The sequence below is a fragment of the Pantoea sp. S-LA4 genome (assembly GCF_054482835.1).
In genome coordinates this window covers 222,416-248,596 of record NZ_JBTLRC010000002.1, presented here as the reverse complement: position 1 = coordinate 248,596, position 26,181 = coordinate 222,416, and the positions used below count along the sequence as shown (strand labels likewise).

Genomic DNA, 26,181 nt, shown 5'->3' with positions numbered 1-26,181 from the left:
CAATCAGGATTCCGCATGGCGCAGTCGACGCCATTGACGTTGAGTGGCACGGCTCAGACGATCGAGCCACAGATAAATAACCGGGGTGGTGAACAGGGTCAGCAGCTGGCTGAGCGCCAGACCACCGGCGATGGCGATACCGAGCGGACTGCGCAGATCGGCATCGCCGCCGCTGCCCAGCGCCAATGGAAGCGCACCAAAAAAGGCCGCCAGCGTGGTCATCATGATCGGCCGGAAGCGCATCAGGCAGGCCTGGGTAATCGCCTGTTGCGGCGTCATGCCCTGCTCTCTTTCGGCGCTGATGGCGAAGTCGATCATCATGATGGCGTTCTTTTTCACAATGCCGATCAGCAGGATGATGCCAATCAGCGCGATCACCGTCAGCTGGGTGTTGGTCAGCAGCAGCAGTAGCAGCGCACCGACGCCCGCCGACGGCAGCGTCGACAGAATGGTCAGCGGATGGATATAGCTCTCATACAGTACGCCGAGCACGATATAGACCGCCGCCAGCGCCGCCAGAATCAGCCACGGCATCGTGGCAGTGAGCTGAGAAAAGGCCGCCGCCGTCCCGGCAAAACCGGCCTGGATGGTGGCGGGCAGGCCCAGCTTCGCCATCGCCTGCTTGATCAGGACCTGCGCCTGCTCCAGCGAGACGCCATCATTGAGGTTAAACGCCACGGTGCTGGTGGCGGACTGGCCCTGATGGGTGACGGCCAGCGGCGCGTTGCCGCCGCTGAAGCGGGTAAAGGCCGACAGCGGAACCCGATCGCCGCTGTCGTTAATCACATACAGCTGTTGCAGCATCGACGGATTGGCGGTGTCGCTATCCTGTAGCGACATCACTACGTGATACTGATTCAGGGTGTGATAAAGCGTGGCGATCTGCCGCTGGCTGAAGGCGTTATTCAGCAAGGTATCCAGCATCTGCACGTTGACCCCAAGCCGGGTAGCGCGGTCACGATCGATGGTCAGCTCAACTTCCTGGCCACCGGTCTGTGAATCGGAGTCGACGCTGTTGAGCTGCGGGATCGCTGCCAGCGCCGCCTGTACTTTCGGCGTCCAGCTGCGCAGCAGATCGAGATCGTCAGCCTGTAAGCTGTACTGGTAGGTGGCATTGGCGCTGCGTCCGCCTATGTGCAAATCCTGCGCCGCCATCAGGAACATCTGCGCGCCGGGGATCTGGCTGGTTTTGCGGCTCAGCCGGTTGGCCACTTCGGTAGCGGTGGCGTCACGCTGATCGAAATCTTTCAGCCGGACAAAGAAGTTGGCGCTGTTGCGTGCGCCGAACATCCCACTGCCCATCGACGACATCACGCTCTCTACCGCCGGATCGGACTCGATGATTTTGGTGAACATCAGCATCTTCGGCTTCATCGCCTGGAATGAGATGTTCTGGTCAGCGCGTAACGCCCCCATCAGCAGCCCGGTATCCTGATTCGGGAAGAAGCCCTTCTGCACCACCGAATAGAGAAACAGGTTGAGCAGCACCGTCAGCAGCAGGCTGAGCAGCGTGAGTTTCTGATGGCGCATCACCCACTCCAGCCCGCGCGAATAGGCCGCCAGCAGCCGATTCAGCAGGTTCTCAATCGCCTGGTAGAGCGGGTGCGGCCGCTGGCTGACCGGCGGTTTCGGTTTCAGCAGCCGCGCACAGAGCATCGGCGTCAGGCTGAGAGAGACAAACAGCGAAATCAGCAGCGAGACGGTGAGCGTCACCGCGAATTCGCGGAACAGCCGCCCGACGATGCTGCCCATCAGCAGGATCGGAATGAACACCGCGATCAGCGACACGGTCATCGACAGCACGGTGAAACTGACCTCCTGCGCCCCGCGCAGCGCCGCCCGCAGCGGACTCAGCCCGCGCTCAATGTGGCGGGTAATGTTCTCCAGCACCACAATCGCATCATCAACCACAAAGCCGGTGGCGATAATCAGCGCCATCAGCGACAGGTTATCCAGGCTGTAGCCGAGCAGATACATCACCGCGCAGGTGCCGATCAGCGACACCGGCAGTGCCAGCGCCGGAATGATCACCGCCTGCAGATTACGCAGGAAGACAAACACCACCGCGATCACCAGCAGTACCGCGATCAGCAGCGTCTCTTCGGTGTCATACAGCGAGGCGCGCACGCCAGGCGAGCGGTCTACCACGATCTGTAACCGGGTATCCGCTGGCAGATCTTTTTCCAGCTGCGGTAGCTGCGCTTTAATGGCGTCGATGGTGTCGAGCATATTGGCGCCCGCCTGGCGCTTGATGCCGATCATCACCGAAGGCGTGGCATTGAGAAAACCGGCCTGATAGCGATCTTCCACCGAGTCATAGACCGTGGCGACATCATGCAGCCGCACCGCTTTGCCCTGCTGATAGCTGACGATCAGATCGCGGTAGCTGGCCGCCTTCTCCAGCTGGCCGTTGCTGTCGACCAGCCATGACTGCCCGCTGCCCTGTAAGATCCCTTTGGGAAGATTGGTGGTGCTGTTGGCCACCGCGCTGCGCACCGTATCCAGCGAGATGCCGTAATGGGTCAGCTTCAGCGGTTGCAGATCGATCCGTACCGCCGGTAAGGCGCTGCCCATCAGTGAGACTTCGCCGACGCCGTTGACCTGTCCCATCGCCTGTTCGATTTTGCTCTCGGCCAGATCGTAGAGCTCGCCGGGCGTGCGGGTGGCGGAAGTCAGCGCCAGCATCACGATCGGCGCGTCTGACGGGTTGGCTTTACGGTAGGTGGGCAGCGACGCCATCGCGCTCGGCAGCAGGCTGCGCGCCGCGTTGATCGCCGCCTGCACGTCACGCGCCGCGCCGTTGATATCGCGGTCCAGCTCAAACTGCAGAATGATGCTGCTGGAGCCCTGCGAGCTGCTGGAGGTCATCTCAGTGATACCGGCAATCTGCCCGAGTGAACGCTCCAGCGGCGTGGCGACGGTCGCCGCCATGGTTTCCGGGCTGGCGCCTGCCAGGCTGGCGCTGACCATGATGGTCGGGAAATCAACCTGCGGCAGCGGCGCGACCGGCAGCAGCCGATAGCCGAGTATACCGAGCAGCAGAATCGCCAGCGTCAGCAGCAGCGTCGCCACCGGACGAAAGATAAACAGCCGGGTCAGATTCATTGTGCGCTCCGCGCCTGCTGCTGACGGCGTTTCACCCAGCGATTACCGCGCTGCGCCAGCCCATCAAACCACAGGTAGATCACCGGCGTGGAGAACAGCGTCAGCACCTGACTGACAATCAGCCCGCCTACAATCACCAGCCCCAGCGGCTGACGCAACTCTGCGCCGGAGCCGGACGCCAGCATCAGCGGCAGCGCACCGAGCAGCGCCGCCATAGTGGTCATCAGAATCGGCCGGAAGCGCAGCAGACAGGCCTGGTGGATCGCCTCACGCGGGCTGAGGTGCTGCTGATGCTCCGCCTCCAGCGCGAAGTCGATCATCATAATGGCGTTCTTCTTGACGATGCCGATCAGCAGGATGACGCCGATCAGCGCAATCAGGCTGAACTCGGTGCCCGCCAGCAGCAGCGTCAGCAGCGCCCCGACTGCCGCCGACGGCAGCGTCGAGAGGATAGTGACCGGGTGAATAAAACTTTCATACAGAATGCCGAGCACCACATACATGGTGATCAGCGCCGCCAGAATCAGCCACAGGGTGTTGCTGGTGGCGCTCTGGAACGCTGAGGTTTCACCCTGATAGCGCAGGGTAATGCTCTGCGGCAGAGCAAGCTGCTGCTGCACCGCCGCGATCGCCTGCTGTCCCTGCTCCAGCGAATAGCCGGGATTGAGGTTGAAGGAGATCATCACTGCCGGAAACTGGTTCAGCCGCATGTGCATCAGTGAACCGGTGCGCAGGTGGATGGTGGCAATCGAGGTCAGTTTTACCATCCCGCTGCTGGCCGTGCTGCTGCTGGTTGAGGTGCTGGTCGTTGCGGTTGTCGTGCTGCTGGAGGTGGAGGTGCTGCTCTCCGTGCTGTCAGAGGGTTGCAGCCAGAGATCATCAAACGACGCCGGTCCCTGCTGCCAGGCAGGTGCCACTTCCAGCACCACCCGATACTGATTCGACTGGGTGAAGATGGTCGACACCAGCCGCTGACCGAAAGCGTTGTAGAGCGCGGTATCCACATCCGCCGCCGTGATGCCGTAGCGGGCGGCCTTGTCGCGGTTCAGCTCCACGTAGGCGACGCGCCCCTGATCCTGCAGGTTGCTCACCACGCCGTTGAACTCCGGCCGCTGCTGCAGGGCCGCTACCAGCGCAGGCGACCATTTTACCAGGTTCTCGCTGTCGGCGTCGTCAAGGGTGAACTGATACTGGCTCGGTGAGACCTGGTCGTTAACGGTCAGATCCTGCGCCGGTTGCAGATAGAGCTGAATGCCGGTTACGCCAGCGGTGGCCTGCTGCAGTTGCTTAATCACTTCGTCCGCCCTGACGTCACGCGAGGCAAACGGCTTGAGGTTGATCTGCAGGCGGCCACTGTTGAGGCTGCTGTTGGTACCGTCAATGCCGATGGTCGAGGAGACGCTCTCTACCGCCGGATTTTTCATGATCAGCGCCGACAGCGCCTGCTGCCGGGTCGCCATGGTGCTGAAGGAAACATCCTGCGACGCGACGGTGACACCCTGAATCAGGCCGGTATCCTGAGTCGGGAAGAAGCCCTTCGGCACCACCAGATAGAGCAGCGCGGTCAGGGCTACCGTCGCCAGCGCCACCAGCAGCGTCAGTTTCTGGTGGTTCAGCACCACCGTCAGCAGCCGGTCATAGCCGCCAATCAGGCGATCGAACAGCGCGCCGCCTTTGCGGGCAAAGGTGGATTGCCGTTCTGGCGGAATGTGACGCAGCAGATAAGCGCACAGCATCGGCGTCAGGGTCAGCGACACCACCATCGATACCAGAATCGCTACCGCCAGGGTGATAGCAAACTCACGGAACAGCCGCCCCACCACGTCGCCCATGAACAGCAGCGGGATCAGCACCGCAATCAGTGAAAAAGTCAGCGAGATGATGGTAAAACCAATCTGCTGTGATCCTTTCAGCGCCGCTTCCAGCGGGGTTTCGCCCTGCTCCAGCCGCCGGGAGATGTTCTCGACCACCACAATCGCGTCGTCGATGACAAAACCGGTGGCGATGGTCAGCGCCATCAGCGACAGGTTATTGAGGCTGAAGCCCGCCAGATACATCACGCCAAAGGTGCCAATCAGCGACAGCGGCACCGCCACGCTGGGGATCAGCGTCGCCGCCACGTTACGCAGGAACAGGAAGGTCACCATCACCACCAGCGCAATCGACAGCATCAGTTCAAACTGCACGTCACTGATCGAGGCGCGAATAGTCTGGGTGCGATCGGAGAGGATGGTCATCTTCACGCCATCCGGCAGCGCCGCCTGCAGCACCGGCAGCTGCGCTTTGATGTTGTCCACTACCTGAATCACGTTGGCGCCGGGCTGGCGCTGCACGTTGATCACAATCGCCGGCTGGTTGTTGGCCCACGCCGACTGGAAACTGTTTTCCGGGCCCTGCTCAATGTGGGCGATATCCCTGAGTCGCAGCGCCGCGCCCTTCTCATAGCTGAGGATCAGGTTGCCGTACTCCGCGGCGGTGCGCAGCTGATCGTTGGCATCGATGGTCACCGAATGATATTTGCCGTCAAAGCCGCCTTTAGAGCCGTTGACGTTGCTGTTGCCAATCAGCGTATTGACCGCTTCCAGCGTCAGATTATGGGCAGCAAGCGCCTTAGGGTTGATCTGTACCCGAATCGCCGGCTGATGTCCGCCCGCCAGCGTCACCATCCCGACGCCGGAAATCTGCGACAGCTTGAGCGCCACCCGGGTATTCACCAGATCCTGCACCTGGGTCAGCGGCAGCGTATCGGAAGTGGCCGCCAGCGTAATCACCGCGCTGTCCGCCGGATTGACCTTTTTATAGGTCGGCGGATTGGGCAGATCGTCAGGCAGCAGGCTGTCTGCGGCGTTGATCGCGGCCTGCACCTCCTGCTCGGCGACGTCCAGCGACAGTTCGAGGCTGAATTTCAGCGTAATCACCGACGAGCCGCTGGCGCTGGCGGAGGTCATCTGACTCAGCCCGGCCATCTGGCCCAGCTGCCGCTCCAGCGGCGCGGTCACTGACGACGCCATCACATCCGGGCTGGCGCCGGGATAGAGCGTGGTGACCTGAATGGTCGGATAATCAACCTGCGGCAGCGCCGAGGTTGAGAGAAATTTATAGGCAAAAATGCCGGCAATCAGCACGCCGACCATCAGCAGGATGGTGGCGACCGGACGCAGAATAAACAGCCGTGACGGATTCATTTGGCCTCAGCGCTTGCCGGTGCGGGCGTCTCATCCGCCAGCGCGACCTTGCTGCCGTTGGTTAGCCGATCGATGCCTTCGGTGACCAGCCGATCGCCCGGCGCGACGCCGCTGAGGACCGCCTGATGATCGTCGTCAACCACCGGACCGGTGGTGACCGGTTTACGCGTGACGCTGTTGTCCTGATTGATAACAAAGACAAAGCTGCCGTCACTGCTTAACTGCAACGCCTGGGCCGGGATCACCGTCACCCCTTTCAGCACCCGGGTTTGCAGCCGCAGGTTGACGAACTGGTTGGCAAACAGCGACTCATCCTGGTTGGCGAAAATCGCTTTCAGTTCGACGCTGCCGGTGGCGGTATCGATCTGGTTGCTGATGTATTTCACCTCGCCGCTGCCAAGAACCTGCTGGTTATCCTGATCAAACAGGGTGGCGGGCAGGCTCTGGCCCTGATGCAGGGCGCTCACCAGCGTCGGGATTTCGCTCTGCGGCACGCTGAAGGTGACCGCGGCGGGCTGCATCTGGGTGATGGTTACCAGGCCAGTGCTGCTGGAGGCCTGCACCATGTTGCCGGGATCGACCTGACGCAGGCCAACCCGACCGCTGATCGGCGCGGTAATGCGCGCATATTCGATGCTCAGCCTGGCGCTGGCGATCTGCGCCTGATCGGCGGCCACTGCGCCGCGATACTGCCCTACCGTGGCGATCTGGCTATCCAGATCCTGACGCGACAGCGAATCCTGCGCCGCCAGCTTGCGGTAGCGTGCCAGCGTCAGTTCGGCGCTTTTCAGCAGCGCCTGGTTCTGGTTGAGTTCGCCCTGAACCTGATTCAGCGTCGCCTGGTAGCTGCGCGGATCGATCTGCGCCAGCAGCTGACCGGCGCTGACCTGCTGGCCTTCAGTGAAGAAGACCTGCTGCAGTTGACCATCGACCCGGCTGGTGACCGTTACGCTGGCGTTGGGGATCACCGTGCCCAGCGCATTCAGCCAGACCGGCACATCGGCGCGGGTCGCCACGCCGCTGTGTACCAGCGTCGCGCCGCCGCCCATCCTGCCGGGCGCACCGCGACCACCCGGTGGCATCATCGCCCCGCCTGGTGGCATCGCTCCGCCCGGTGCTTTACCCATCGGCAACAGACGCCAGGCCACGCCAGCGATAATCGCCGCCACAATCAATAAAAGCAGCCATTTCAGCCAGCCGGAACGCCCAGAGCGTAAGTGGTGAGTCATCATCGAACTCTTCAGATAAACAGAAAAAGACCATCCCGGAGGGTGCGGAATATGAAGTGAGTTACCGGCAGTGGCTGATGGCGCGGCGGCAAATCTGCCAGCATGAAAACCGCCCGCCGGGGCCTCACGGCGGGCATTATCGGTGAAATGTTACGCGCCTTTCTATCGGCAAAGGGTAAGGGTTTCGTTAAGAACAATGATGATGTTGACGGCACGCGCTGGCGGGAAAAATGCGGGCGGTGCGCCCTGCCCGGTACAGGCAAAAAAAAACCCACGCATCTGCGTGGGTTGGTGCAATAACAGGGTAATCACTGCCGAAGCGGTGTTGTTTTCACACCCATCAATACCTCTGGGACCTCTATCCTCGCACTGTTTCGTGCCGCAGCAACAGAAGGAAAACGCAACCGAATTCGGGGAAGTGCAACGAGGTGTGAATAATTCTCACAGCTTCCTTACACTCTGATTTCATTCGGATTTATCTTACTTATTAGCGGCAACCGCGCTGTAAATCGCATCCGGCGCAATGTTCATGTGCTTCAGCACCGGTCCCATGATGTTGCCAAATACCGGCGCGGCCACCGAGCCACCGAAGTGATCGCCGGCGGTCGGATGGTTAATCATCACCACCAGCGCCACTTCCGGATGACTGGCGGGCGCGATGCCGGCCGTATAGTTGACGTAGCCGCCATCATATTTGCCGCTGTTACCCATCTTTTCGGCGGTACCGGTTTTGGTCGCCAGACGATAGCCCGGCACCGCGGCTTTCAACCCGGTCCCGCCCGGCAACACGTCACTCTCCAGCATGTGTACCACCTCTTTCACCGTTTCCGGATTCGCCACCTGCCGTCCCATCACCGGTGGCGTGACCCGGGTAATCGACAGCGGACGGTAGATGCCGTAAGAGCCGAGCGTGGCGTATTCGCGGGCAATCTGCAGCGGCGTGACGCGCAGACCATAGCCAAAGGAGAAGGTGGCGCGCTCGATATCGGCCCAGCGGGTGCGGTGCAGCGGGAAATAACCGACGCTTTCGCCGGTCAGCCCCAGGCCGGTGGGTTTGCCCAGGCCGAACGCATGATAGGTGTTTACCAGCGCTTCGGCGGGCATCGCCAGCGCGAGGTGTGATACTCCGATGTCGCTCGATTTTTGCAGAATGCCGGTCATCGTCAGGCGCGGCCAGTGTCCCACGTCGCGGATCAGGTGACCGTTAACGCTGTAAGGCGTGGTGTCGATCACCGAGTCCGGACGCACCAGGTGGCGCTCCAGCGCTTCCATCACCACTAACGGCTTAACAGTCGAGCCCGGTTCGTAGCTGTCATTGATGGCAGAGTTACGCATCTGCGCGGGGGTGGCCCCTTCATAGTTGTTGGGGTTGAACGACGGATAGGAAGCCATCGCCAGAATTTCGCCGGTATCAATCTTCACCAGCACCGCCGCGCCCGAGTCCGCCTTGTTCAGCAGCACGCCATCGCGCAGTTTGCTGTAGAGCGTGTATTGATCGAATTTGTCGATGCTGAGCTGCACCGTCGGCGGCTGCGTCGGCGGCTGATAGTTAATCATCGCGATGATGTTGCCCGCAGCGTCCTGGCGATAAACCTCTTTGCCCGGCTCGCCCTGCAACACCTTGTCAAAGCCCTTCTCCAGCCCGTTAAGGCCGACGTTATCCGCGCCGACGATACCAATCAGCGGCGCAGAGGCCTCACTCATCGGGTAGAAACGGCTGTCGTCGTAGACCTCACTGATGCCTTTCAGCTTCAGCTCTTTAATATCTTTGGCGATACCCAGTTCGATTTTACGTCCCAGATAGAGAAAGCGACGTTTCGGATTGGCGGTGATCTGCGCAGCGAGTTGCTCCGGACGGGTATTCAGCGCGGCGGCGAGATAGGCCCATTTAGCACTGGTAAAGTCGGGGTTGCTCTCCAGCACCCGGAGCGGATCGGCGATCACATCGCGCGACGGTACGCTGAGCGCCAGCGCTTCGCCGTTACGATCCAGCAAGGTGCCGCGGCTGGTGGGCAGCGTGACGGTACGCAGCGAACGCTGATCGGCTTCGTGTTCCAGCATCGGCTGGTTAAGAAACTGCAGATCCGCAACGCGCGCCAGCAGCACCACCATGCAGGCCAGCACACCAAGGCAGATAAGACGGAAGCGAAAAGGGTTAAACGGGGCTTTGATCTGGTCTTTTCCCAGTAGTTTTTTAATCCGGGGCATGGCAATCCGCTGCGCTAAAGAGATAAAAGAGGGCTTAATTGAGCAGTTATAAAGAAAGCGCTGACCGGTTAACAGGAAAACTGTGTATCAGTTCGTTATCGGCCGCTGAATGGCGGGCAAAAAAAACCTGCGCATCTGCGCAGGTTGGTGTAATCAAGAAAATCTATTGATGTTCACCCATCAATACCTCTGGGACCCTGACTGTAGCAAGCGGGCTTAATCGGCTGCTATCGCGCAAACGCAACAGTTACCGGCAAAGTGTAACCAGCCATGATATCCTTACGCTATTTTGCAATCCTGATGTTTTTTGATTTCCACCAGGCAACTCATGGCGTTAGGTCCCTGAGTCAGTGACGAAGTGCCAATATCCAGCGTCAGCACGTTGGGGTTGCCCGCGCGATCCCAGGGCTGCCACGCCTGACCAAAGCCGGGATCAAACCAGGCGCCGGTGGCGATAATCACCACGCCCTGCGTCAGTCCATCGGTCAGGCGCACGCCCGCCAGTATCACGCCGCGTGCGTTACTGACCTCAATCTCGTCACCGTCCACGATACCGCGCGCTGCCGCATCCAGCGGATGCATATAGAGCGTCTCATGACCGGCGGTTTTATTGCCCTGCACCGTTTCGGTAGCATCGAGCTGGCTGTGCAGCCGGTCCGAGGGCTGGATCGAGATCATGTGCAGCGGATAGTCGCGGCCGATCGGCGCACCCAGCCACTCCTGCGGTTCGCGCCACTCCGGATGACCGGCAAAATCATCAAGCTGGTAGTCGGCAATCGTCTGGCTGAACAGCTCGATTTTGCCGCTGGCGGTGTTGATCGGGTTGGCCTGCGGATCGGCGCGGAACGCATCCATAAAGACGTAAGGTTTGCCGCCCTGCGGGATCTCCACAAAGCCGCGCTGCCAGAACGCCTCAAACTCCGGGAAGTCGATGCCTTTGCGCTGGTGCGCCACGGCACACTGCTGGTAGAGATGCGCAATCCACTGCATCTCGTTGCGCCCTTCGGTGAAGGTGTCGCGGTAGCCAAGCCGCTCCGCCAGATCGGCAAAGATATCGAAATCATTGCGCGCCTGATGCTGCGGTTTGATCGCCTGATGCATCGCCAGTACAAAGCGATCGCGTGACGATCCGCCAATGTCGTTGCGCTCCAGCGTAGTGGTGGCGGGCAGCACGATATCGGCCATCTGCGCCGCCGGCGTCCAGACAATATCCTGCACCACCACGGTGTCAGGCCGCTGCCAGCCCGCCACCAGCCGGTTGAGCTGCTGATGATGATGGAACGGATTGCCGCCCGCCCAGTGCACCATATGAATGTCAGGATAGTGCAGCGTCTCGCCCTGGAAGCTGTAGGGCTGACCAGGATTGAGCAGCATATCGCTGATACGCGCCACCGGAATCGACAGGCCCGATGGATTAGGACCGGTACTCATCATCGGTGCCGGTCCCTCCTGGCGCGGATTGCCGACGCTGTTCATCGACCCGTGACCAAAAGAGAAGCCCGCGCCCGGCAGACCGGGCTGACCCAGCATCGATGACAGCGCGATCATCATCCAGTAAGGCTGCTCGCCGCGATGGGCGCGCTGAACCGAATAGGAACAGGTGATAAAGCTGCGTTTGCCGATCAGCTGCTGCGCCAGTTGCACGATGCGGTCAGCCGGGATGCCGGTGATGCGGCTGGCCCAGCCGGCGGTTTTCGCCACGCCGTCGGTTTCGCCCAGCAGATAAGCGCGCAGCTGCGGCCAGCCGGTGCAGTGGCTGGCGAGAAAGGCCTCGTCCACCGCGCCGCGCTGGGTGATCTCATAGCCCAGCGCCAGCATCAGCGCCACGTCAGTATTCGGGCGAATCGGTATCCACTCGGCGTTAACGAACGCCGGGCAGTCGTCGCGCATCGGGCTGATATTGATCACCGGCGTGCCTTTAGCTGCCAGCTGCTCCAGCGCCGGTTTCAGGCTGTGCTGCCCGGCACCACCCGAGGCGACCTGGGCGTTCTTCAGCGCCAGTCCGCCAAAGGCGACAAAAATTTCCGCGTGTTCCACCACTTCCGGCCAGTCGGTAACGCGACCGGTCAGTGGCATATAGGTGCCAATCACATAGGGCAGGAAAAATTGCGCTGCGCCCCAGCTGTAGTTGCCCTGCTGATCGACGCCGCCGCCGCCCTGAAAATAGAAGCGGCGAATCAGGGTGCGGGCGTGGTTCACTCGTCCGGCGGATGACCAGCCGTACGAGCCGTTGAAAATGCCCGAGGCACCGTAACGTTCGCGGATGCGGCGGTTCTCTTCCGCCACCAGATCGAGCGCGGTTTCCCAGTCAACGGCAACAAAATCTTCCCGGCCGCGCAGCGTGCGATCGCTGTTCTCTCGGGACTTCAGCCACGAGCGACGCACCATCGGCTGGCGAATGCGTTTATCGGAGTAGACCAGTTCAGGAATGGTGTTGATCATCGGCGAGGGATCGGCATCGGCAAAAAAGGGTTCGCACCCGATCAGGCGATCGTTTTCAGTGACGGCGGTGAAGGCGCCCCAGTGCGCCAGATGTGGCACTTTGGTTTTCATCGTTGTTTTTCACGGCAGAGAGTGAGGAATAATCAGCATACCATGCCGTGCGGTCCTGACAGAAGACGTGGCGGAGAGCCTGATTTTGCCGCCTTTTGCGACGTCGCTGACATTCTGCTGGCTTGATGTGGCGGCCCTTTTCCGTAACACTGATGCGATGTGTAAACGTTTTCCCCGGAAGCAGGTAAACGCATGGCTACCATAAAGGATGTTGCCCGACTGGCTGGCGTTTCTGTCGCCACAGTCTCCCGTGTAATCAATAATTCTCCCAAGGCCAGCGACAGCTCACGCCAGGCGGTTGGCCAGGCGATGGAGCAACTTCAGTATCACCCAAACGCCAATGCGCGCGCACTGGCGCAACAATCGACCGAAACGCTCGGGCTGATTGTCGGTGACGTGTCTGACCCGTTTTTTGGCGCGATGGTCAAAGCGGTCGATGAAGTGGCAGGTAAAACCGGCAACTTTTTGCTGATTGGTAACGGTTACCACAATGAGCAAAAAGAGCGGCAGGCGATCGAGCAGCTGATGCGTCACCGCTGCGCGGCGCTGGTGGTGCACGCCAAGAAAATCCCGGATGCTGAACTGGAGCAGTTAATGAAGCAGGTGCCGGGCATGGTGCTGCTTAACCGGCTGATTAAAGGCTTCGAAAAGCGCTGTATCGCACTCGACGATCGCTACGGCGCATGGCTGGCGACCCGTCACCTGATCCAGCAGGGTCATCAGAATATCGCCTTCATCTGTTCAACCCACACCATCTCCGATGCCGAAGATCGGTTGCAGGGCTACTACGATGCGCTGAAAGAGCACGGTCTGCCGTGCAGCGATCGGCTGGTCACCTGGGGCGAACCGGATGAAGTGGGCGGCGAAACGGCGATGACTGAACTGCTGGGACGCGGCAAAAACTTCACCGCGGTCGCCTGTTACAACGATTCGATGGCCGCCGGTGCGCTGGCGGTGCTCAGCGATAACGGTGTTCGCGTACCGGAAGAGATGTCGCTGATTGGCTTCGACGACGTGCTGGTCTCCCGTTACGTGCGCCCGCGTCTCACCACCGTGCGTTATCCGATTATCACCATGGCGCAACAGGCCGCTGAGCTGGCGCTGGCGCTGGCTAACGACCAGCCGCTGCCGGAAGTGACCCATATGTTCAGTCCGACGCTGGTGCGTCGCCATTCGGTCAGCGGTCCGGCATCCTGAAAATGTGCGGCCGGGTCTGGCCGCATGGGGCTATTTAAAGGCGCGCAGTAGCGTCTCCAGCGGCCTGACCAGCGCAATTACCGTCTCATCCTGCACCTCAGCCGCCGCGTCCAGCGTGGCGTGCATCTGTGCCACTTCGCTGGCCCCAAACGCCTGATTACGGGCATAAGCATTAACCAGTTCGATCCCCATCCGGCTCAGTGCATCCACCTGTTGCGCGCTGTGTACCAGCGGCTGCAGCAGATAGCTGGCCCTGAGCACCGGCATCACCTGCGCGCTGTTAGCCTGCCAGCGCTGCAGCTGATGGCGAAGGGCCGCTGCCGCGTCCGGGTCACTGCGATTGGCGATCAGCGCAGCGACCTGTTGCGCCAGCTGACGCACCGGCTCACTTTCGGCAGGCAGCACATCGGCCAGCCGGTTTAACGGTTCATGATAATCATAATGACCGGCCTGAAACTTCAGATGCTGACGGGTGTAATACTGCGCCGGTTCCAGCACCTCGGCCAGCACCTGCAGCGGAGTGATATCGCTGCGGTTCGCCAGTCGCATCATCTGACGCTCCGCCTGGGCATGTTGCTGCGTGCCAACAGAGATGCTGCTCCAGCGATCCATTACCGCCAGCCGCTGATACATCTCCTCGCTATCGGTGACGTTCTGAGCGGACCATAATCGCTCGGCGACCACAAAGGCGCGCGGCCAGAGTTTGGTATCAATAATCTGGCTGTTGATGTTTTCAGCCCACAGCGCCGCCTCACCGCCCAGCAGATTTTGCTGCATCTGCTGCGGTGTCGGCAGCACCGGCACCATCCCGGCCGGCACCTGCGGCAACGATTTGCCGGTGACCGGATAGCGCACGTTTCCCACCAGGAAATAGCCGCTGAGCATCTGCGGTTGCAACGTCACCACCGGCTGCAATGGCCCCATCCAGCTGTCGACGTGAAAACGCACCTGTTGCGTTGATAACCAGTCGATCTGGCTGACCATCCGCCGGGCTTTGCCCGCAAAGTCGATAAAGCCGCGCCAGCCCTGTTGCCCCTCGATCAGCGTAAAACTGCCCTGCACCGGACTGCCTTTCAGGCGCGGCAGAGTAAACGCCCAGCTTTGCGCCTGTTCGCCCGGCTGCAGCTGATCCTCACCGTTCAGCGCCTGCGGAAAAACCTCGTTGCGGTAGTGATAACTGGCGGGCTGCGGCTGATCGAGATAGAAGCCGGTCGAGAGGATGCCGCGCATGTTCTCTTTGGCGACCTCGCTCAATGCATCCTGGCCCTGCCACGACTGGATCAGAATGCTGCGCGGCAGATCGGGATGGGCGATCTCATCCCAGCCCATCATCTGACGCTGATGCTTCTCCAGAATCTTCTCCAGCCGCTGATTAAAATAAGCCTGTAGCGCATGGGCATCTTTCAGGCCGCGATCGCGCATAAATTGCTGAATGTGCGGCGATTGATTCCACTGGGTCGGATCGACCTCATCGCCGCCGATATGCAGCCAGGGATCGGGGAAGATCGCCGCCAGTTCGCCCACCAGATCGTCGATCACCTGATAAACCTGCTCATTGCTGGGATCGAGTAAGGGTTTAAACACGCCCCAGCCACGCTCCATCTGATAAGGGCCCGGCGCGCTGATCAGTTCCGGCATGGCCACCGCCAGCGCCGAGGCGTGGCCTGGCAGATCCAGCTCCGGCACCACCCGCACGCCGCGATCGGTCGCGTACTGCACGATGTCGCGCATCTGCTGCTGGGTGTAATAGCGGCCGTCGCTGGCTTTCTGCTGCAGCTGCGGATAGCGGCTGGAGGCAAAACGCCAGCCCTGATCATCGGTCAGGTGCCAGTGAAAAACGTTCATCCGGGCGGCAGCGATGCCATCAATTTGCCGTTTCAGGGTCTCCATCGGCATAAAGTGGCGCGCGCTGTCGATCAGTATGCCGCGCCACGGAAACCGCGGCTGGTCATCAATGGTGACGTAAGGAAGCGTGACGCCCCGGTCGCCGTTCTGAATCAGCTGTAACAGCGTTTCCATGCCGCGCATCGCACCAAACCGACTGGGGGCGGTGAGCAGCACGCCGTTGCCATCAATCTGCAGATGATAGCGCTCGTCACTGTCGGGCTGCGGCAGCGGATCAACGGCGTCAGCGATCACAATGCGGATGGTCGGTTTTGCCACCGGCTGGCTGGCGGGCAGCAGCGGCCAGCCGGTCTGATTGCCGATGCGCTCCAGCCAGCGCGCCTCGGCACCGGCCAGATGATCGCCGGTAATCTGCAGGGTTAGCTGCGGCGTCAGGGTCAGCGATCCGCCGCTGGCGGGCTGCTCAACCCGCTGCGGCCAGGGCATCAGGGGCAGCTTTTCAGCCTGGGCGGCCGGGACCAGCGCCAGATTCATCAGGCAGCTGAGCGCCCCACAACCAGCAATCAGAGAACGGGGTAACCACATTGGCGGGCATCCTTGTAGAGTCAATGGCTTATCACGGGCAAACCCTGATTAAAGTTGTTTCGCGCTGTTAAGCAAGTTAATCCATTAAGAAATTTGAACTAAAGGCGGAAATAGTTAACATCCGACGCTTTTTTCTGCCGTTCTCGTCCTTCCTTGTTGCAGGTCAAAATCCGATCGATTAATTCACAACAATCACTACATGCTGGGACTAGAATCCTGCAAATACCCATATATAGTCTCTGGAGGGATAATGGCGACGGTAGTAATTAAGCGTGACGGATGCCGCACAGGCTTTGATGCACAACGGATTCAGCAGGCCGTGGCTGCTGCTGCACGCGCGGCAGCAGTGGATGATGCGGCCTGGTGCGAGCAGGTGGCGCAACGCGTCAGTGCGCAACTGACCGATCGCCAGGAAGTGGATATCCGCGAGATCCAGTGCGCCGTTGAAGAGACGCTGATGGCCGGTCCTTATCCCCAGCTGGCCCGGACCTATATCGAATATCGCCACGATCGCGACGTTGCGCGCGATCGCCAGAGCCAGTTACATCACGCCATTCGCGGGCTGGTCGATCAGACCAACGCCGCCCTGCTGAATGAAAATGCCAATAAAGACAGCAAAGTGATCCCGACCCAGCGCGATCTGCTAGCCGGGATCGTGGCGAAGCACTATGCGCAGCAGCAGATCCTGCCTCGTGACGTGGTGCTGGCCCATGAGCGCGGCGAGATCCACTACCACGATCTCGACTACTCGCCCTTCTTCCCGATGTTTAACTGCATGTTGATCGATCTGAAAGGGATGCTGACCAACGGCTTTAAAATGGGCAATGCTGAGATTGAACCACCTAAGTCGATCGCCACTGCGACCGCCGTGACTGCGCAGATCATCGCCCAGGTCGCCAGCCATATTTATGGCGGCACCACCATCAACCGGATTGATGAGGTGCTGGCACCTTTTGTTGAGCTGAGTTATCAGCGCCATCACGCCATCGCCGTGGAGTGGCAGATCCCGCAGGCGGAGCAGTATGCGCAGCAGCGCACCGAAAAAGAGTGCTACGACGCCTTTCAGTCGCTGGAGTATGAGGTCAATACTCTGCACACCGCCAACGGTCAGACGCCGTTTGTCACCTTTGGCTTCGGGCTGGGCACCGACTGGGCGGCCCGACTGATCCAGCAGTCGATTCTGCGCAACCGGCTGGCCGGCCTGGGCAAGAACCGTAAAACCGCGGTATTCCCGAAACTGGTGTTCAGCATTCGTGAAGGGGTCAACCGACGCGCCGGCGATGTTAACTACGACATCAAGCAGCTGGCGCTGGAATGCGCCAGTAAGCGTATGTATCCCGACATCCTCAATTACGATCAGGTGGTCAAGGTCACCGGATCGTTTAAGACCCCAATGGGCTGTCGCAGCTTCCTTGGCGTCTATGAAGAGAATGGCGAGCAGATCCACGAGGGCCGCAACAACATCGGCGTAATCAGCCTCAACCTGCCGCGTATTGCGCTGGAGGCGGCGGGTGACGACGCACGCTTCTGGGCCCTGCTGGATGAACGTCTGCTACTGGCGAAGCGGGCCCTGATGACCCGCGTGGCGCGGCTGGAGAAGACGAAAGCGCGGGTAGCGCCGATCCTCTATATGGAAGGGGCCTGCGGCGTTCGGCTGAACGCCGATGATGAGGTCGGACCGATCTTCCGCAACGGGCGGGCGTCGCTGTCGCTGGGCTATATCGGCCTGCATGAAACCCTGAATGCACTGAGCGGCGGCGAGCGTCATCCCTACGATGACGCGGCCCTGCGCGCCAAAGGCGTGGAGATTATCGCCCATCTGCGCGCCGCCACCGACCGCTGGAAAGAGGAGACCGGCTACGGCTTCAGCCTCTACAGTACCCCGAGTGAAAACCTGTGCGATCGCTTCTGCCGGCTGGATGCGGCGGAGTTTGGCGTGGTGCCCGGCGTCACCGACAAAGGCTACTACACCAACAGCTTCCATCTCGACGTTGAGAAGAAGGTGAATCCATACGACAAAATTGACTTTGAAGCGCCCTATCCGCCGCTGGCGAATGGCGGTTTCATCTGTTACGGCGAGTACCCCAACATTCAGCACAACCTCAAAGCGCTGGAAGATGTCTGGGATTACAGCTATGACCGCGTGCCTTATTACGGCACCAATACCCCGATTGATGAGTGCTACGAGTGCGGTTTCAACGGCGAATTTACCTGCACCAGCCGCGGCTTTACCTGCCCGCAGTGCGGCAATCACGATCCGGCGCGCGTCTCGGTGACCCGGCGAGTCTGTGGCTATCTCGGCAGCCCGGATGCACGACCGTTTAACGCCGGTAAGCAGCAGGAAGTGCAGCGCCGGGTGAAACATCTTGAGGGTCCGCTGGGATGATGCATATCCATCGCTATTACGATGTGGATATCGTTAACGGGCCGGGCACGCGCTGTACCCTGTTTGTCGCCGGCTGCGAGCATCAGTGTCGCGGCTGCTACAACCAGAGCACCTGGCGGCTCGACTCTGGCGTGCCGTTCACCGTGGCGATGGAAGAGCAGCTGCTGGCCGATTTGCAGGATACCCGCATCCCGCGTCAGGGACTGTCGCTGAGCGGCGGCGATCCGCTGCATCCGCATAACGTGCCGCACATTCGCCGGCTGGTGAAACGGGTACGGCAGATGTGCGACGGCAAAGATATCTGGCTCTGGACCGGTTACCGGATGCAGGAGCTCAATGCGGCGCAGCGCGAGGTGCTGGATTATCTCGACGTGCTGATTGATGGCCGCTTCGTTGAAGCAGAAAAAGATCTCACTCTGCCCTGGCGCGGCAGCCGCAATCAGCGCATCTGGCAGTTACGCTGAGTGCCGGGGAATATCACCCGACTCGATAACGGTGACGCTGTCGCCGCCCGGCGTAAAGGCCTGCTGATGCAGGCAGCGCGCCACGTCGCGCGCGGTCACGGAACGCCAGTTGCCTGGCAGCAGCCTGAACAGCGGCGCCATCAGACTCTCTCCGGGGCGCGTCTGCGCCCGATCCCCCAGTAACAACGAAGGCCGCACCAGCGTCAGGCGCGGCCAGCCCTGATGCCGCAGCGCATTCTCCATTTCGCCTTTAACCCGATTGTAGAAAAACGGTGAGTGTCGGTTCGCACCGTGTGCGCTGACCACCAGCATCTGCTTTGCCCCCAGCCGTAAACCGCTCAGGCCGCTGTCGACCACCAACGTGTAATCGACATGGATAAAGGCCTGCTTGCTGCCCGCCTGTTTGCGCGTCGTTCCCAGACAGCAAAACACCGTGTCCAACGAGGTCTGCAACGGGCCAAGCACGTCGGTGAGATCGGCTTCAACCGGATTGATCACCTTGCGCATCGCGGGCAGCGCCCGTCGGGTCGGCGCAATGATTTCATCCACCCGCGGGTCGTCAATCAGTAAGCGCAGCAGATGCGATCCGACTAATCCGGTGGCACCAGTCAGTAATACGCGATTCATCTCAGATTCATCCTTATTTCACTGCTCACAGGTTAAAAGATAGCTGATCTACACGGCTCGGCTTGCGTTCTGGCGGTGAGCGGCCAGGCTTAACAGGTTATTGAGGAAAGCGCATCCTGCGCTCCACCGTTTAAGGAGGAAAAGATGAGCAAGAAAGTTGCGGTGTTAATTACCGATGAATTTGAAGACTCAGAATTTACCTCACCGGCCGAAAGTTACAAAGGCGCTGGCTTTGAGGTGATCACCATCGAGAAGCAAGCGGGTAACGTCGTCAAAGGTAAACAGGGCGAAGCGGAAGTGACCATCGATCGCGGTATTGATGAGGTCAGCCCGGCCGAGTTTGACGCACTGCTGCTGCCAGGCGGTCATTCGCCCGACGCGCTGCGCGGCGACGATCGCTTTGTCGCCTTTACCAAAGAATTTGTTGCCAGCGGCAAACCGATCTTTGCGATCTGCCACGGCCCACAGCTGCTGATCAGCGCCAATGGCGTGCGCGGCCGCAAGATGACCAGTGTCAAAGCAATTGCTATTGATCTGATCAATGCCGGTGCTGACTTCCACGATAAAGAAGTCGTGGTGGATGACGATAAGCTGGTGACCAGCCGGACGCCAGACGATCTGCCCGCATTTAATCGCGAATCCCTGCGGATCCTCGAAGCGATTTAAGCTGTTGTGCCCTTCTCCGGCCGGAGAGGGGCGCTTATCCTTGCCGCACCCAGGCAATCTTCTTGCCGAAGCCCAACGCGTTATCCGTCATCTTCACCTCATCCAGCTGGATCTCCCACAACGGGGCTGACACTTTGCGTGCAATCGGGAATCGTCGCTGATAGGCGCTGCGTGCCGCGCTTTCCGCTTCGCCCTCTAACTGCACGATCTGGCCGCGATACTGCACCCCTTTGATCAGTAGCACGCTTCTGGGCTGGCCGTTAACCGTGCCAGCCACCTGCGGGTTTTTCATCACCAGCAGCCCGTGGCGGGTATCCGATTCGGTCATGATCCAGAACGCCATGCGTGTTTCATCGAAAACGTAATAGCAGTTGGCGCACCACAGCTCATCATCGGCGGTACAGCAGAGAGAAAGGACGTGCTGCTTTCTGAGATAGCGGACAAGATGGGCATGGTCGGACAAGGTGATCTCCTGGCTGCGTACCGGATAGCGGCAGGCGGCGAAGCGCGCTACACTGCCCGGCACTGTTTTTCTGGAATCGATTGCGATGAGTCAGCGCTGGCAACTCTACATCGTCCGCACGGCGAAAGGGAGCCTTTACACCGGTATCACCACCGACGTTCCGCGCCGGGTGGATCAGCATCAGCGTGGGCGCGGTGCCCGCGCGCTACGCGGCAAAGGCCCGCTGGATCTGGTCTTTCACTGTGAGGCGGGCGATCGTGCCAGCGCCTCCAGACTGGAGTACCGGGTTAAACAACTGACGCGCCAGCAGAAGTTGCGGTTAGTGGCGAGCCAGCCGGTCAGTCTGGAAAGCTGGCTGGGTGAGCCGGTTAAGGCTGACGGTTAAACGGCTCCGCGAAGTCGATGCGCCCTTCGGCACCCTCGAAAGCATTATCCGCCAGCCGATAAACCTGAAAAGCCGCTTCGCTGCCGGGCCAGCGGCTGTGCAGGCCATAGCGTGCCGCAGGCTCAAAGCCGAAACGGTTAAACAGCGCCGGATCGCCCAGCACCACAACCGCGCTATAGCCAAACTCATTCAGCGTATCCAGCCCTTCATAAATCAGCTGCTTAGCGATGCCCTGACCGCGCAGACTTTCGTCCACCGCCAGCGGTGCCAGCGCCACCCAGCCGCGATCTTCGCCCTGCACGCTGACCGGACTGAAAGCCGCATAGCCCAGCACCTGGCCCTCTTCATCAGTCGCAACCACGCCTAAGGTCAGCAGGCCATCCTCACGCAGCGCCTGGGTCAGCTCAGCTTCGGCTGAACGGTCAAAACAGCGTCGGAGTAAGCTGTCGATGCCAGCGGCATCCACGCCAATCTCGGTACGAATCAACATACAGCACCCGCGCGCGCCTGTGCGGCTTTCGCGTCCTGTTTCATTCCGGCTTCGGCGAACGTCGCCATCTGCTGAATCGCCGTGCGTAATGCGGTGGGCATGGCGTCGAGTTCAATTGCATCCATTACGTTCTTCACCTCCAGTCCCAGCTCGGTGTCACCTTCAATCGCCAGACGGCGCTGAAAGAACAGCATGTCAGGATCTGCTTTGCGTGCTGCCACCAGCAATAAGTCGTTGGCATTGCCCCGAAACCAGACATCCGCTTCGGCGTGCTGCAATACCGCCAGTCGGCCATCCTGCATCGTGGTGATCCATCGCAGATTGACATCCGCAATCTCAATGCCGAGCAGGCGTCCTTCCAGAAAGTCTAACTCACCTTCAGCCAAAGCATGATGAAATTGCCAGTTCAGGAGTTGTTGCAAAAGCAACTTCTTAACCGGGAATGGGGTTAGCGCTACAGGTAAGCCTAAGATTTCAGGCGCCTTTTTCACAATTGTGGCATGTAACCGCTCTAACACTCTCTTCACTCCCTTCAGAAAATTTTACGTATATTGCCATATCCTTTTCTGCGCGCCTCCTCTGAGATCAATAAAAACCGCTGAGCGATGATGAAAAAATCATCACCGGCGAGGATCAATTGGAATTTCACTGCCTCAAATCAACGTTTGCCCGCAGGCAGATGCCTAGACTCGACGCCCATCTGCATGTCGAGAGGATTACCGATGGAACTGCTCTGCCCGGCAGGAAATTTACCCGCAGTGCGCACCGCCGTAGAGAATGGCGCTGATGCGGTCTATGTGGGACTGAAAGATGATACCAATGCCCGCCACTTTGCGGGCCTCAACTTCACCGATAAAAAACTGGCAGAAGCCGCACGCTATCTGCATCAGCATCGCCGCAAACTGCATGTGGCCATCAATACCTTTGCCCATCCGGATGGCATGGGACGCTGGCAGCGGGCGATTGACGTGGCGGCGCAAAACGGCGCAGACGCGCTGATCCTGGCTGATATTGCCACGCTGGAGTATGCCGCGACGCGCTATCCAGAGGTTGAACGCCATCTGTCGGTGCAGGCTTCCGCCACTAACCTTGAGGCGATTCGCTTTTATCACCGTCACTTCAATTTACACCGGGTCGTGCTGCCACGGGTGTTGTCGATTCATCAGGTGAAACAGCTTGCCCGCTCAACGCCGGTGCCGCTGGAGGTGTTCGCTTTCGGCAGCCTGTGCATTATGGCGGAAGGCCGCTGCTATCTCTCATCATGGCTGACCGGTGAATCACCCAACAGCGCCGGCGCCTGCTCGCCCGCGAAGTTTGTGCGCTGGCAGCAGACGCCGCAGGGTATGGAGTCACGGCTGAATGAAGTGCTGATTGACCGCTATGCGCCCGACGAAAGCGCAGGCTATCCCACCTTATGTAAAGGGCGCTATCAGGTTAACGATCAGCGCTATCACGTGCTGGAAGAACCCACCAGCCTCAATACGCTGGAACTGCTGCCGGAACTGCTGCGGGCCGGCATCGCCTCGGTGAAAATCGAAGGCCGTCAGCGCAGCCCGGCCTACGTGGCTGACGTGGCGCGCGTCTGGCGTCAGGCGATCGATCGCTGTCAGGCACAGCCGGAGCAGTTTGGGGTCACGCCGGAGTGGATGCAGACGCTGGGCGATCTGTCCGAAGGCACCCAGACCACGCTGGGCGCCTATCACCGTGAATGGCAATAAGGAGTCATGATGCAATATGCCCTGGGACCGGTGCTCTGGTACTGGCCAACTGACACGCTGGAGCAGTTTTACCAGCAGGCCGCGCGCAGCAGTGCGGATATCATCTACCTTGGCGAAGCGGTATGCAGCAAACGGCGCGCCACCGCCTATGCGGACTGGATGGCACTGGCACGTGAACTGGCGGCCAGTGGTAAACAGGTGGTGCTCAGCACGCTGGCGCTGCTGCAGTCACCGTCAGAACTGAAAGAGCTACAGCGCTACGTCGAAAATGGCGAGTTTCTGATTGAAGCCAATGATATCGGCACGGTGAACATGGCTGCCGAACGTCATCTGCCGTTTGTCGCCGGGCCGACGCTGAATGTCTATAACGCCGAAACGCTGCAGCTGCTGGTCAAAGAAGGCATGACCCGCTGGTGCATGCCGGTCGAGATGTCGCGTGACTGGCTGTTGCAGTTGCTGCAGCAGTGCGAAGAGCGCGGTATCCGCCAGCAGTTTGAGGTGGAGGTGCTGGGATATGGTCATCTGCCGCTGGCGCTGTCGGCACGCTGCTTCACCGCGCGTTCAGAGAATCGGGCTAAAGATGCCTGTGAAACCTGCTGCATCAACTATCCCACAGGTCGTCGCGTCTTATCGCAGGAAGGTCAACAGGTCTTCGTGCTCAACGGCATTCAGACCATGAGCGGCTACTGCTATAACCTCGGCAACGATCTGGTGGGCATGCACAACCGGGTCGATTGCGTACGGCTTTCACCGCAGGATTGCACCACCCTGGCGGAGATCGATCGCTTCCGCGCCAATGAAAATGGTCAGGCACCGCTGATGATGGCCAAAGGCAACGACTGCAACGGCTACTGGCGCAAACTGGCGGGCATGACGCTGGCATCCTGAGTGGAAAGCACATACCGACTATATTCCTGCCGGGGTTAGCAGTTTTAATATAAGGAATGATGCGTAATACTAAAAGGTGCAGATTTTAACGTCTGCGCCTTATAACGGGAGTAGCCATGTCTGAGAAAAAACCTATTCGTTTGTCCGTGCTGGATCTGGCGCCGATTCCCCAGGGGCTGACCGCGCGTGAGGCGTTCCATACCTCGCTGGCGCTGGCGCGTCAGGCTGAAAAGCTGGGATATCAGCGTTACTGGCTGGCTGAACATCACAACATGACGGGCATTGCCAGCGCCGCGACCTCGGTGCTGATAGGTTATCTGGCGGCGAACACCGACACGCTGCAGCTGGGCTCGGGCGGTATTATGCTGCCTAATCATGCGCCGCTGGTGATTGCCGAGCAGTTTGGCACCCTGGCCTCGCTCTATCCCGGCCGTATCGATCTGGGCTTAGGCCGGGCGCCAGGCTCCGACCAGCGCACCATGATGGCCTTACGCCGCCATCTCTCCAGTATGCATGCCGATACCTTCCCGGACGATGTGGCTGAGCTGATTAGCTGGTTCGATGCCGAACCGGGCGATCAGCCGCCGGTGCAACCGGTGCCGGGTCTGGGTCTGAAGATTCCGGTCTGGCTGCTGGGCTCCAGCCTTTACAGCGCTCAGCTGTCAGCCCGAATGGGGCTGCCGTTCGCCTTTGCCTCGCATTTCGCCCCGGACCAGTTGTTCCAGGCGCTGCATGTCTACCGTGAGAATTTCCAGCCTTCGGCGCGCCTCGAAAAACCGTACGCGATGGTCTGCATCAACGTAGTAGCCGCCGACAGCGAGCGCGATGCGCGCTTCCTGTTCACCTCGCAGCAGCAGCAGTTTATTAATCTGCGCCGCGGTAAGCCAGGCCCGTTACCGGCACCGGTAGAGAACATGGATAATCTCTGGTCGCCTTCTGAGCAGTATGGCGTACAGCAGGCGCTCAGCATGTCACTGGTCGGTGACACCGATAAAGTGCGTCACGGACTGGCCTCGCTGATGCGCGAAACCCAGGCTGACGAGATCATGGTCAACGGCCAGATTTTTGATACTGAAGCGCGTCTGCGTTCATTCGCCATTGCGATGGAAGCGGCCCGCAGTCTGTAATCCGGTTTGCGGCGGACGCAACGCCTCTGCGCCCGCCGCCAGCTGCCGACTGTCACGCGCCGGTGAGCAGCCATAAAACCGGCTGTATTCCCGGCTGAACTGCGATGCACTCTGATACCCCACCCGATAGCCCGCCGTACCGGCATCCAGCTTCTCCACCCGCATCAGCCGTCTTGCCTCATTCAGCCGCAGCTGTTTCTGATACTGCATCGGCGTCATGGCGGTGACCGCCTTGAAGTGATGATGCAGCGACGAGACGCTCATCCCCACGCTGCTGGCGAGTTGATCGATCTTCAGCGGCTGATGAAAGTTTTCCCGTAGCCAGCGCGCCGCCTGCGCCACACGGTTGCCGGGTCGCTCAGCCAGCGCCATATTCAGGATGCGCGGCCCTTCCGGTCCGGTCAGTAACCGGTAAAAGATCTCCTGCTCAATCAGCGGTGCCAGTGCGGCGATATCCTGCGGCTGGTCCAGTAAACGCACCAGCCGAATCACCGCATCGACCAGCAGCGGCGACATCTTATGTACCGTAATGCCACGTTCGCTGCCCGCCTGCGCCAGCGGCAGCGTAGGCGGAAACTGTTCGAGATAGCGCATCAGCCGCGATTCATTGATGGCAATACCAATGCCGAGATTAGGCTTTTCCGGCGTGGCAACGGTCACGCAGGAGCGCACCGGCATATCCAGTGTCACCAGCAAGAGATCGCCCGGTCCGTAATGCAGCACCTCATCGCCGATATGCAGCGCCTTGCCGCCCTGCGCCACCAGCGCGAAGCTGGCCCATTGGGCAATGTGCATCGGTTCGCTGGGCGCAGAGCTTCGGCCAAAAAACAGGCAATCAATGGCGCTGTTGTGCCGCCCGTCAGTGGGTGCGTGGCGGTCAATCAACTGCGCCAGCGCCTGCCATCTATCATTTTCTGTCATCAATCTTCCCGCTTCTGCCAGCCGCTACATCAGGCTATCGATATTACCTGAAGTTATTTCCAACGCCCGCCTCGCGCCATCACTTTTGCAGTATTGTGCAAAAAGCTTGCAGGATTGCGCTACCCACATCCGGGGGTCA

19 protein-coding genes are annotated in these 26,181 nt (G+C 60.0%); 8 read left to right on the top strand and 11 right to left on the bottom strand.

Annotation, left to right across the window (positions count from 1 at the left end; genetic code table 11):
* Positions 1–3: 3 nt before the first annotated feature.
* The 5 genes from ACX3P5_RS02020 to ACX3P5_RS02000 all read right to left on the bottom strand — a co-directional run bounded on the left by ACX3P5_RS02020 (position 4) and on the right by ACX3P5_RS02000 (position 12,280).
* Positions 4–3,105 (bottom strand): multidrug efflux RND transporter permease subunit, encoded by a 3,102-nt coding sequence (locus ACX3P5_RS02020; RefSeq protein ID WP_336755924.1) that lies wholly within the window; start codon positions 3,103–3,105, stop codon positions 4–6.
* Entirely contained in the window at positions 3,102–6,290 is a 3,189-nt protein-coding gene (locus ACX3P5_RS02015; RefSeq protein WP_458968214.1) for an efflux RND transporter permease subunit, read from the bottom strand. Before ACX3P5_RS02015 ends, ACX3P5_RS02020 begins: the two co-directional genes overlap by 4 nt.
* Positions 6,287–7,522, bottom strand: coding sequence for an efflux RND transporter periplasmic adaptor subunit (locus tag ACX3P5_RS02010; protein WP_458968213.1), 1,236 nt, complete (start codon positions 7,520–7,522; stop codon positions 6,287–6,289). Before ACX3P5_RS02010 ends, ACX3P5_RS02015 begins: the two co-directional genes overlap by 4 nt.
* A 477-nt stretch (positions 7,523–7,999) precedes the next feature.
* Entirely contained in the window at positions 8,000–9,727 is a 1,728-nt protein-coding gene (locus ACX3P5_RS02005) for a penicillin-binding transpeptidase domain-containing protein (protein ID WP_233985439.1), read from the bottom strand.
* A gap of 279 nt (positions 9,728–10,006) precedes the next feature.
* A complete protein-coding gene (locus ACX3P5_RS02000) occupies positions 10,007–12,280 on the bottom strand; it encodes a molybdopterin guanine dinucleotide-containing S/N-oxide reductase (RefSeq protein WP_293000249.1) in 2,274 nt (757 codons plus the stop codon).
* 192 nt (positions 12,281–12,472) lie between these two features.
* On the opposite strand from ACX3P5_RS02000, the gene galR reads away from it, so the two are divergent.
* A complete protein-coding gene (gene galR / locus ACX3P5_RS01995) occupies positions 12,473–13,477 on the top strand; it encodes an HTH-type transcriptional regulator GalR (RefSeq protein ID WP_094122292.1) in 1,005 nt (334 codons plus the stop codon).
* A 30-nt stretch (positions 13,478–13,507) separates the two neighbouring features.
* On the opposite strand, the gene ACX3P5_RS01990 is transcribed toward galR, so the two are convergent.
* Positions 13,508–15,907, bottom strand: a complete 2,400-nt coding sequence (locus ACX3P5_RS01990) for a beta-N-acetylhexosaminidase (protein WP_458968212.1) — start codon at positions 15,905–15,907, stop codon at positions 13,508–13,510.
* A gap of 250 nt (positions 15,908–16,157) precedes the next feature.
* Here ACX3P5_RS01990 and nrdD point away from each other — a divergent pair, with 250 nt between their 5' ends.
* Positions 16,158–18,293: an anaerobic ribonucleoside-triphosphate reductase gene (gene nrdD / locus ACX3P5_RS01985; RefSeq protein ID WP_458968211.1), complete on the top strand. Its 2,136-nt coding sequence runs from the start codon at positions 16,158–16,160 to the stop codon at positions 18,291–18,293.
* Positions 18,290–18,757, top strand: a complete 468-nt coding sequence (gene nrdG, locus ACX3P5_RS01980) for an anaerobic ribonucleoside-triphosphate reductase-activating protein (protein WP_233985444.1) — start codon at positions 18,290–18,292, stop codon at positions 18,755–18,757. Before nrdD ends, nrdG begins: the two co-directional genes overlap by 4 nt.
* Here nrdG and ACX3P5_RS01975 read toward each other — a convergent pair.
* Positions 18,749–19,384 carry an NAD-dependent epimerase/dehydratase family protein gene (locus ACX3P5_RS01975; RefSeq protein ID WP_233985445.1) on the bottom strand — a complete coding sequence of 212 codons (636 nt, stop codon included), beginning with the start codon at positions 19,382–19,384 and terminating at the stop codon, positions 18,749–18,751. The genes nrdG and ACX3P5_RS01975 overlap by 9 nt on opposite strands.
* A 144-nt stretch (positions 19,385–19,528) precedes the next feature.
* Here ACX3P5_RS01975 and ACX3P5_RS01970 point away from each other — a divergent pair, with 144 nt between their 5' ends.
* The gene (locus ACX3P5_RS01970) at positions 19,529–20,050 is read left to right on the top strand and encodes a type 1 glutamine amidotransferase domain-containing protein (protein WP_233985446.1); all 522 of its coding nucleotides are present in this window, start codon (positions 19,529–19,531) and stop codon (positions 20,048–20,050) included.
* 34 nt (positions 20,051–20,084) lie between these two features.
* Here the strand turns inward: ACX3P5_RS01970 and ACX3P5_RS01965 are convergent, their stop codons facing one another.
* The gene (locus ACX3P5_RS01965; protein WP_233988227.1) at positions 20,085–20,513 is read right to left on the bottom strand and encodes a YhbP family protein; all 429 of its coding nucleotides are present in this window, start codon (positions 20,511–20,513) and stop codon (positions 20,085–20,087) included.
* 85 nt (positions 20,514–20,598) lie between these two features.
* Between ACX3P5_RS01965 and ACX3P5_RS01960 the strand changes: the two genes are divergently transcribed.
* Positions 20,599–20,898, top strand: a complete 300-nt coding sequence (locus ACX3P5_RS01960; RefSeq protein WP_458968210.1) for a GIY-YIG nuclease family protein — start codon at positions 20,599–20,601, stop codon at positions 20,896–20,898.
* Here the strand turns inward: ACX3P5_RS01960 and ACX3P5_RS01955 are convergent.
* Together ACX3P5_RS01955 and ubiT are read right to left on the bottom strand one after the other, a co-directional pair.
* Positions 20,882–21,388 carry a GNAT family N-acetyltransferase gene (locus tag ACX3P5_RS01955; RefSeq protein WP_458968209.1) on the bottom strand — a complete coding sequence of 169 codons (507 nt, stop codon included), beginning with the start codon at positions 21,386–21,388 and terminating at the stop codon, positions 20,882–20,884. The genes ACX3P5_RS01960 and ACX3P5_RS01955 overlap by 17 nt on opposite strands.
* A complete protein-coding gene (ubiT, locus tag ACX3P5_RS01950; RefSeq protein WP_458968208.1) occupies positions 21,382–21,906 on the bottom strand; it encodes a ubiquinone anaerobic biosynthesis accessory factor UbiT in 525 nt (174 codons plus the stop codon). Before ubiT ends, ACX3P5_RS01955 begins: the two co-directional genes overlap by 7 nt.
* Positions 21,907–22,110: 204 nt before the next feature.
* Here ubiT and ubiU point away from each other — a divergent pair, with 204 nt between their 5' ends.
* The 3 genes from ubiU to ACX3P5_RS01935 all read left to right on the top strand — a co-directional run bounded on the left by ubiU (position 22,111) and on the right by ACX3P5_RS01935 (position 25,121).
* Complete coding sequence (gene ubiU / locus ACX3P5_RS01945) at positions 22,111–23,106, top strand: ubiquinone anaerobic biosynthesis protein UbiU (protein ID WP_094122284.1); 996 nt, start codon at positions 22,111–22,113, stop codon at positions 23,104–23,106.
* Positions 23,107–23,115: 9 nt separating this feature from the next.
* A complete protein-coding gene (locus tag ACX3P5_RS01940) occupies positions 23,116–23,994 on the top strand; it encodes a U32 family peptidase (RefSeq protein ID WP_233988228.1) in 879 nt (292 codons plus the stop codon).
* 116 nt (positions 23,995–24,110) lie between these two features.
* Positions 24,111–25,121, top strand: coding sequence for a luciferase-like monooxygenase (locus tag ACX3P5_RS01935; RefSeq protein ID WP_094122282.1), 1,011 nt, complete (start codon positions 24,111–24,113; stop codon positions 25,119–25,121).
* Here ACX3P5_RS01935 and ACX3P5_RS01930 read toward each other — a convergent pair.
* Positions 25,083–26,042, bottom strand: coding sequence for an AraC family transcriptional regulator (locus ACX3P5_RS01930; RefSeq protein WP_458968207.1), 960 nt, complete (start codon positions 26,040–26,042; stop codon positions 25,083–25,085). The two genes, ACX3P5_RS01935 and ACX3P5_RS01930, sit on opposite strands and share 39 nt — an antisense overlap.
* Positions 26,043–26,181 lie beyond the last annotated feature (139 nt).

What these genes read in the sequence shown, in the direction of transcription:
- ACX3P5_RS02015 (WP_458968214.1), bottom strand. Translation starts at nt 6,290, where the DNA reads ATGAATCCGTCACGGCTGTTTATTCTGCGTCCGGTCGCCACCATCCTG.
- ACX3P5_RS02000 (WP_293000249.1), bottom strand. Translation starts at nt 12,280, where the DNA reads ATGAAAACCAAAGTGCCACATCTGGCGCACTGGGGCGCCTTCACCGCC.
- ubiU (WP_094122284.1), top strand. Translation starts at nt 22,111, where the DNA reads ATGGAACTGCTCTGCCCGGCAGGAAATTTACCCGCAGTGCGCACCGCC.
- ACX3P5_RS01940 (WP_233988228.1), top strand. Translation starts at nt 23,116, where the DNA reads ATGCAATATGCCCTGGGACCGGTGCTCTGGTACTGGCCAACTGACACG.
- ACX3P5_RS02020 (WP_336755924.1), bottom strand. Translation starts at nt 3,105, where the DNA reads ATGAATCTGACCCGGCTGTTTATCTTTCGTCCGGTGGCGACGCTGCTG.
- ACX3P5_RS01930 (WP_458968207.1), bottom strand. Translation starts at nt 26,042, where the DNA reads ATGACAGAAAATGATAGATGGCAGGCGCTGGCGCAGTTGATTGACCGC.
- ACX3P5_RS02010 (WP_458968213.1), bottom strand. Translation starts at nt 7,522, where the DNA reads ATGATGACTCACCACTTACGCTCTGGGCGTTCCGGCTGGCTGAAATGG.
- ACX3P5_RS01975 (WP_233985445.1), bottom strand. Translation starts at nt 19,384, where the DNA reads ATGAATCGCGTATTACTGACTGGTGCCACCGGATTAGTCGGATCGCAT.
- ACX3P5_RS01935 (WP_094122282.1), top strand. Translation starts at nt 24,111, where the DNA reads ATGTCTGAGAAAAAACCTATTCGTTTGTCCGTGCTGGATCTGGCGCCG.
- ACX3P5_RS01970 (WP_233985446.1), top strand. Translation starts at nt 19,529, where the DNA reads ATGAGCAAGAAAGTTGCGGTGTTAATTACCGATGAATTTGAAGACTCA.
- ACX3P5_RS01955 (WP_458968209.1), bottom strand. Translation starts at nt 21,388, where the DNA reads ATGTTGATTCGTACCGAGATTGGCGTGGATGCCGCTGGCATCGACAGC.
- ACX3P5_RS02005 (WP_233985439.1), bottom strand. Translation starts at nt 9,727, where the DNA reads ATGCCCCGGATTAAAAAACTACTGGGAAAAGACCAGATCAAAGCCCCG.
- nrdD (WP_458968211.1), top strand. Translation starts at nt 16,158, where the DNA reads ATGGCGACGGTAGTAATTAAGCGTGACGGATGCCGCACAGGCTTTGAT.
- ACX3P5_RS01990 (WP_458968212.1), bottom strand. Translation starts at nt 15,907, where the DNA reads ATGTGGTTACCCCGTTCTCTGATTGCTGGTTGTGGGGCGCTCAGCTGC.
- nrdG (WP_233985444.1), top strand. Translation starts at nt 18,290, where the DNA reads ATGATGCATATCCATCGCTATTACGATGTGGATATCGTTAACGGGCCG.
- galR (WP_094122292.1), top strand. Translation starts at nt 12,473, where the DNA reads ATGGCTACCATAAAGGATGTTGCCCGACTGGCTGGCGTTTCTGTCGCC.
- ACX3P5_RS01960 (WP_458968210.1), top strand. Translation starts at nt 20,599, where the DNA reads ATGAGTCAGCGCTGGCAACTCTACATCGTCCGCACGGCGAAAGGGAGC.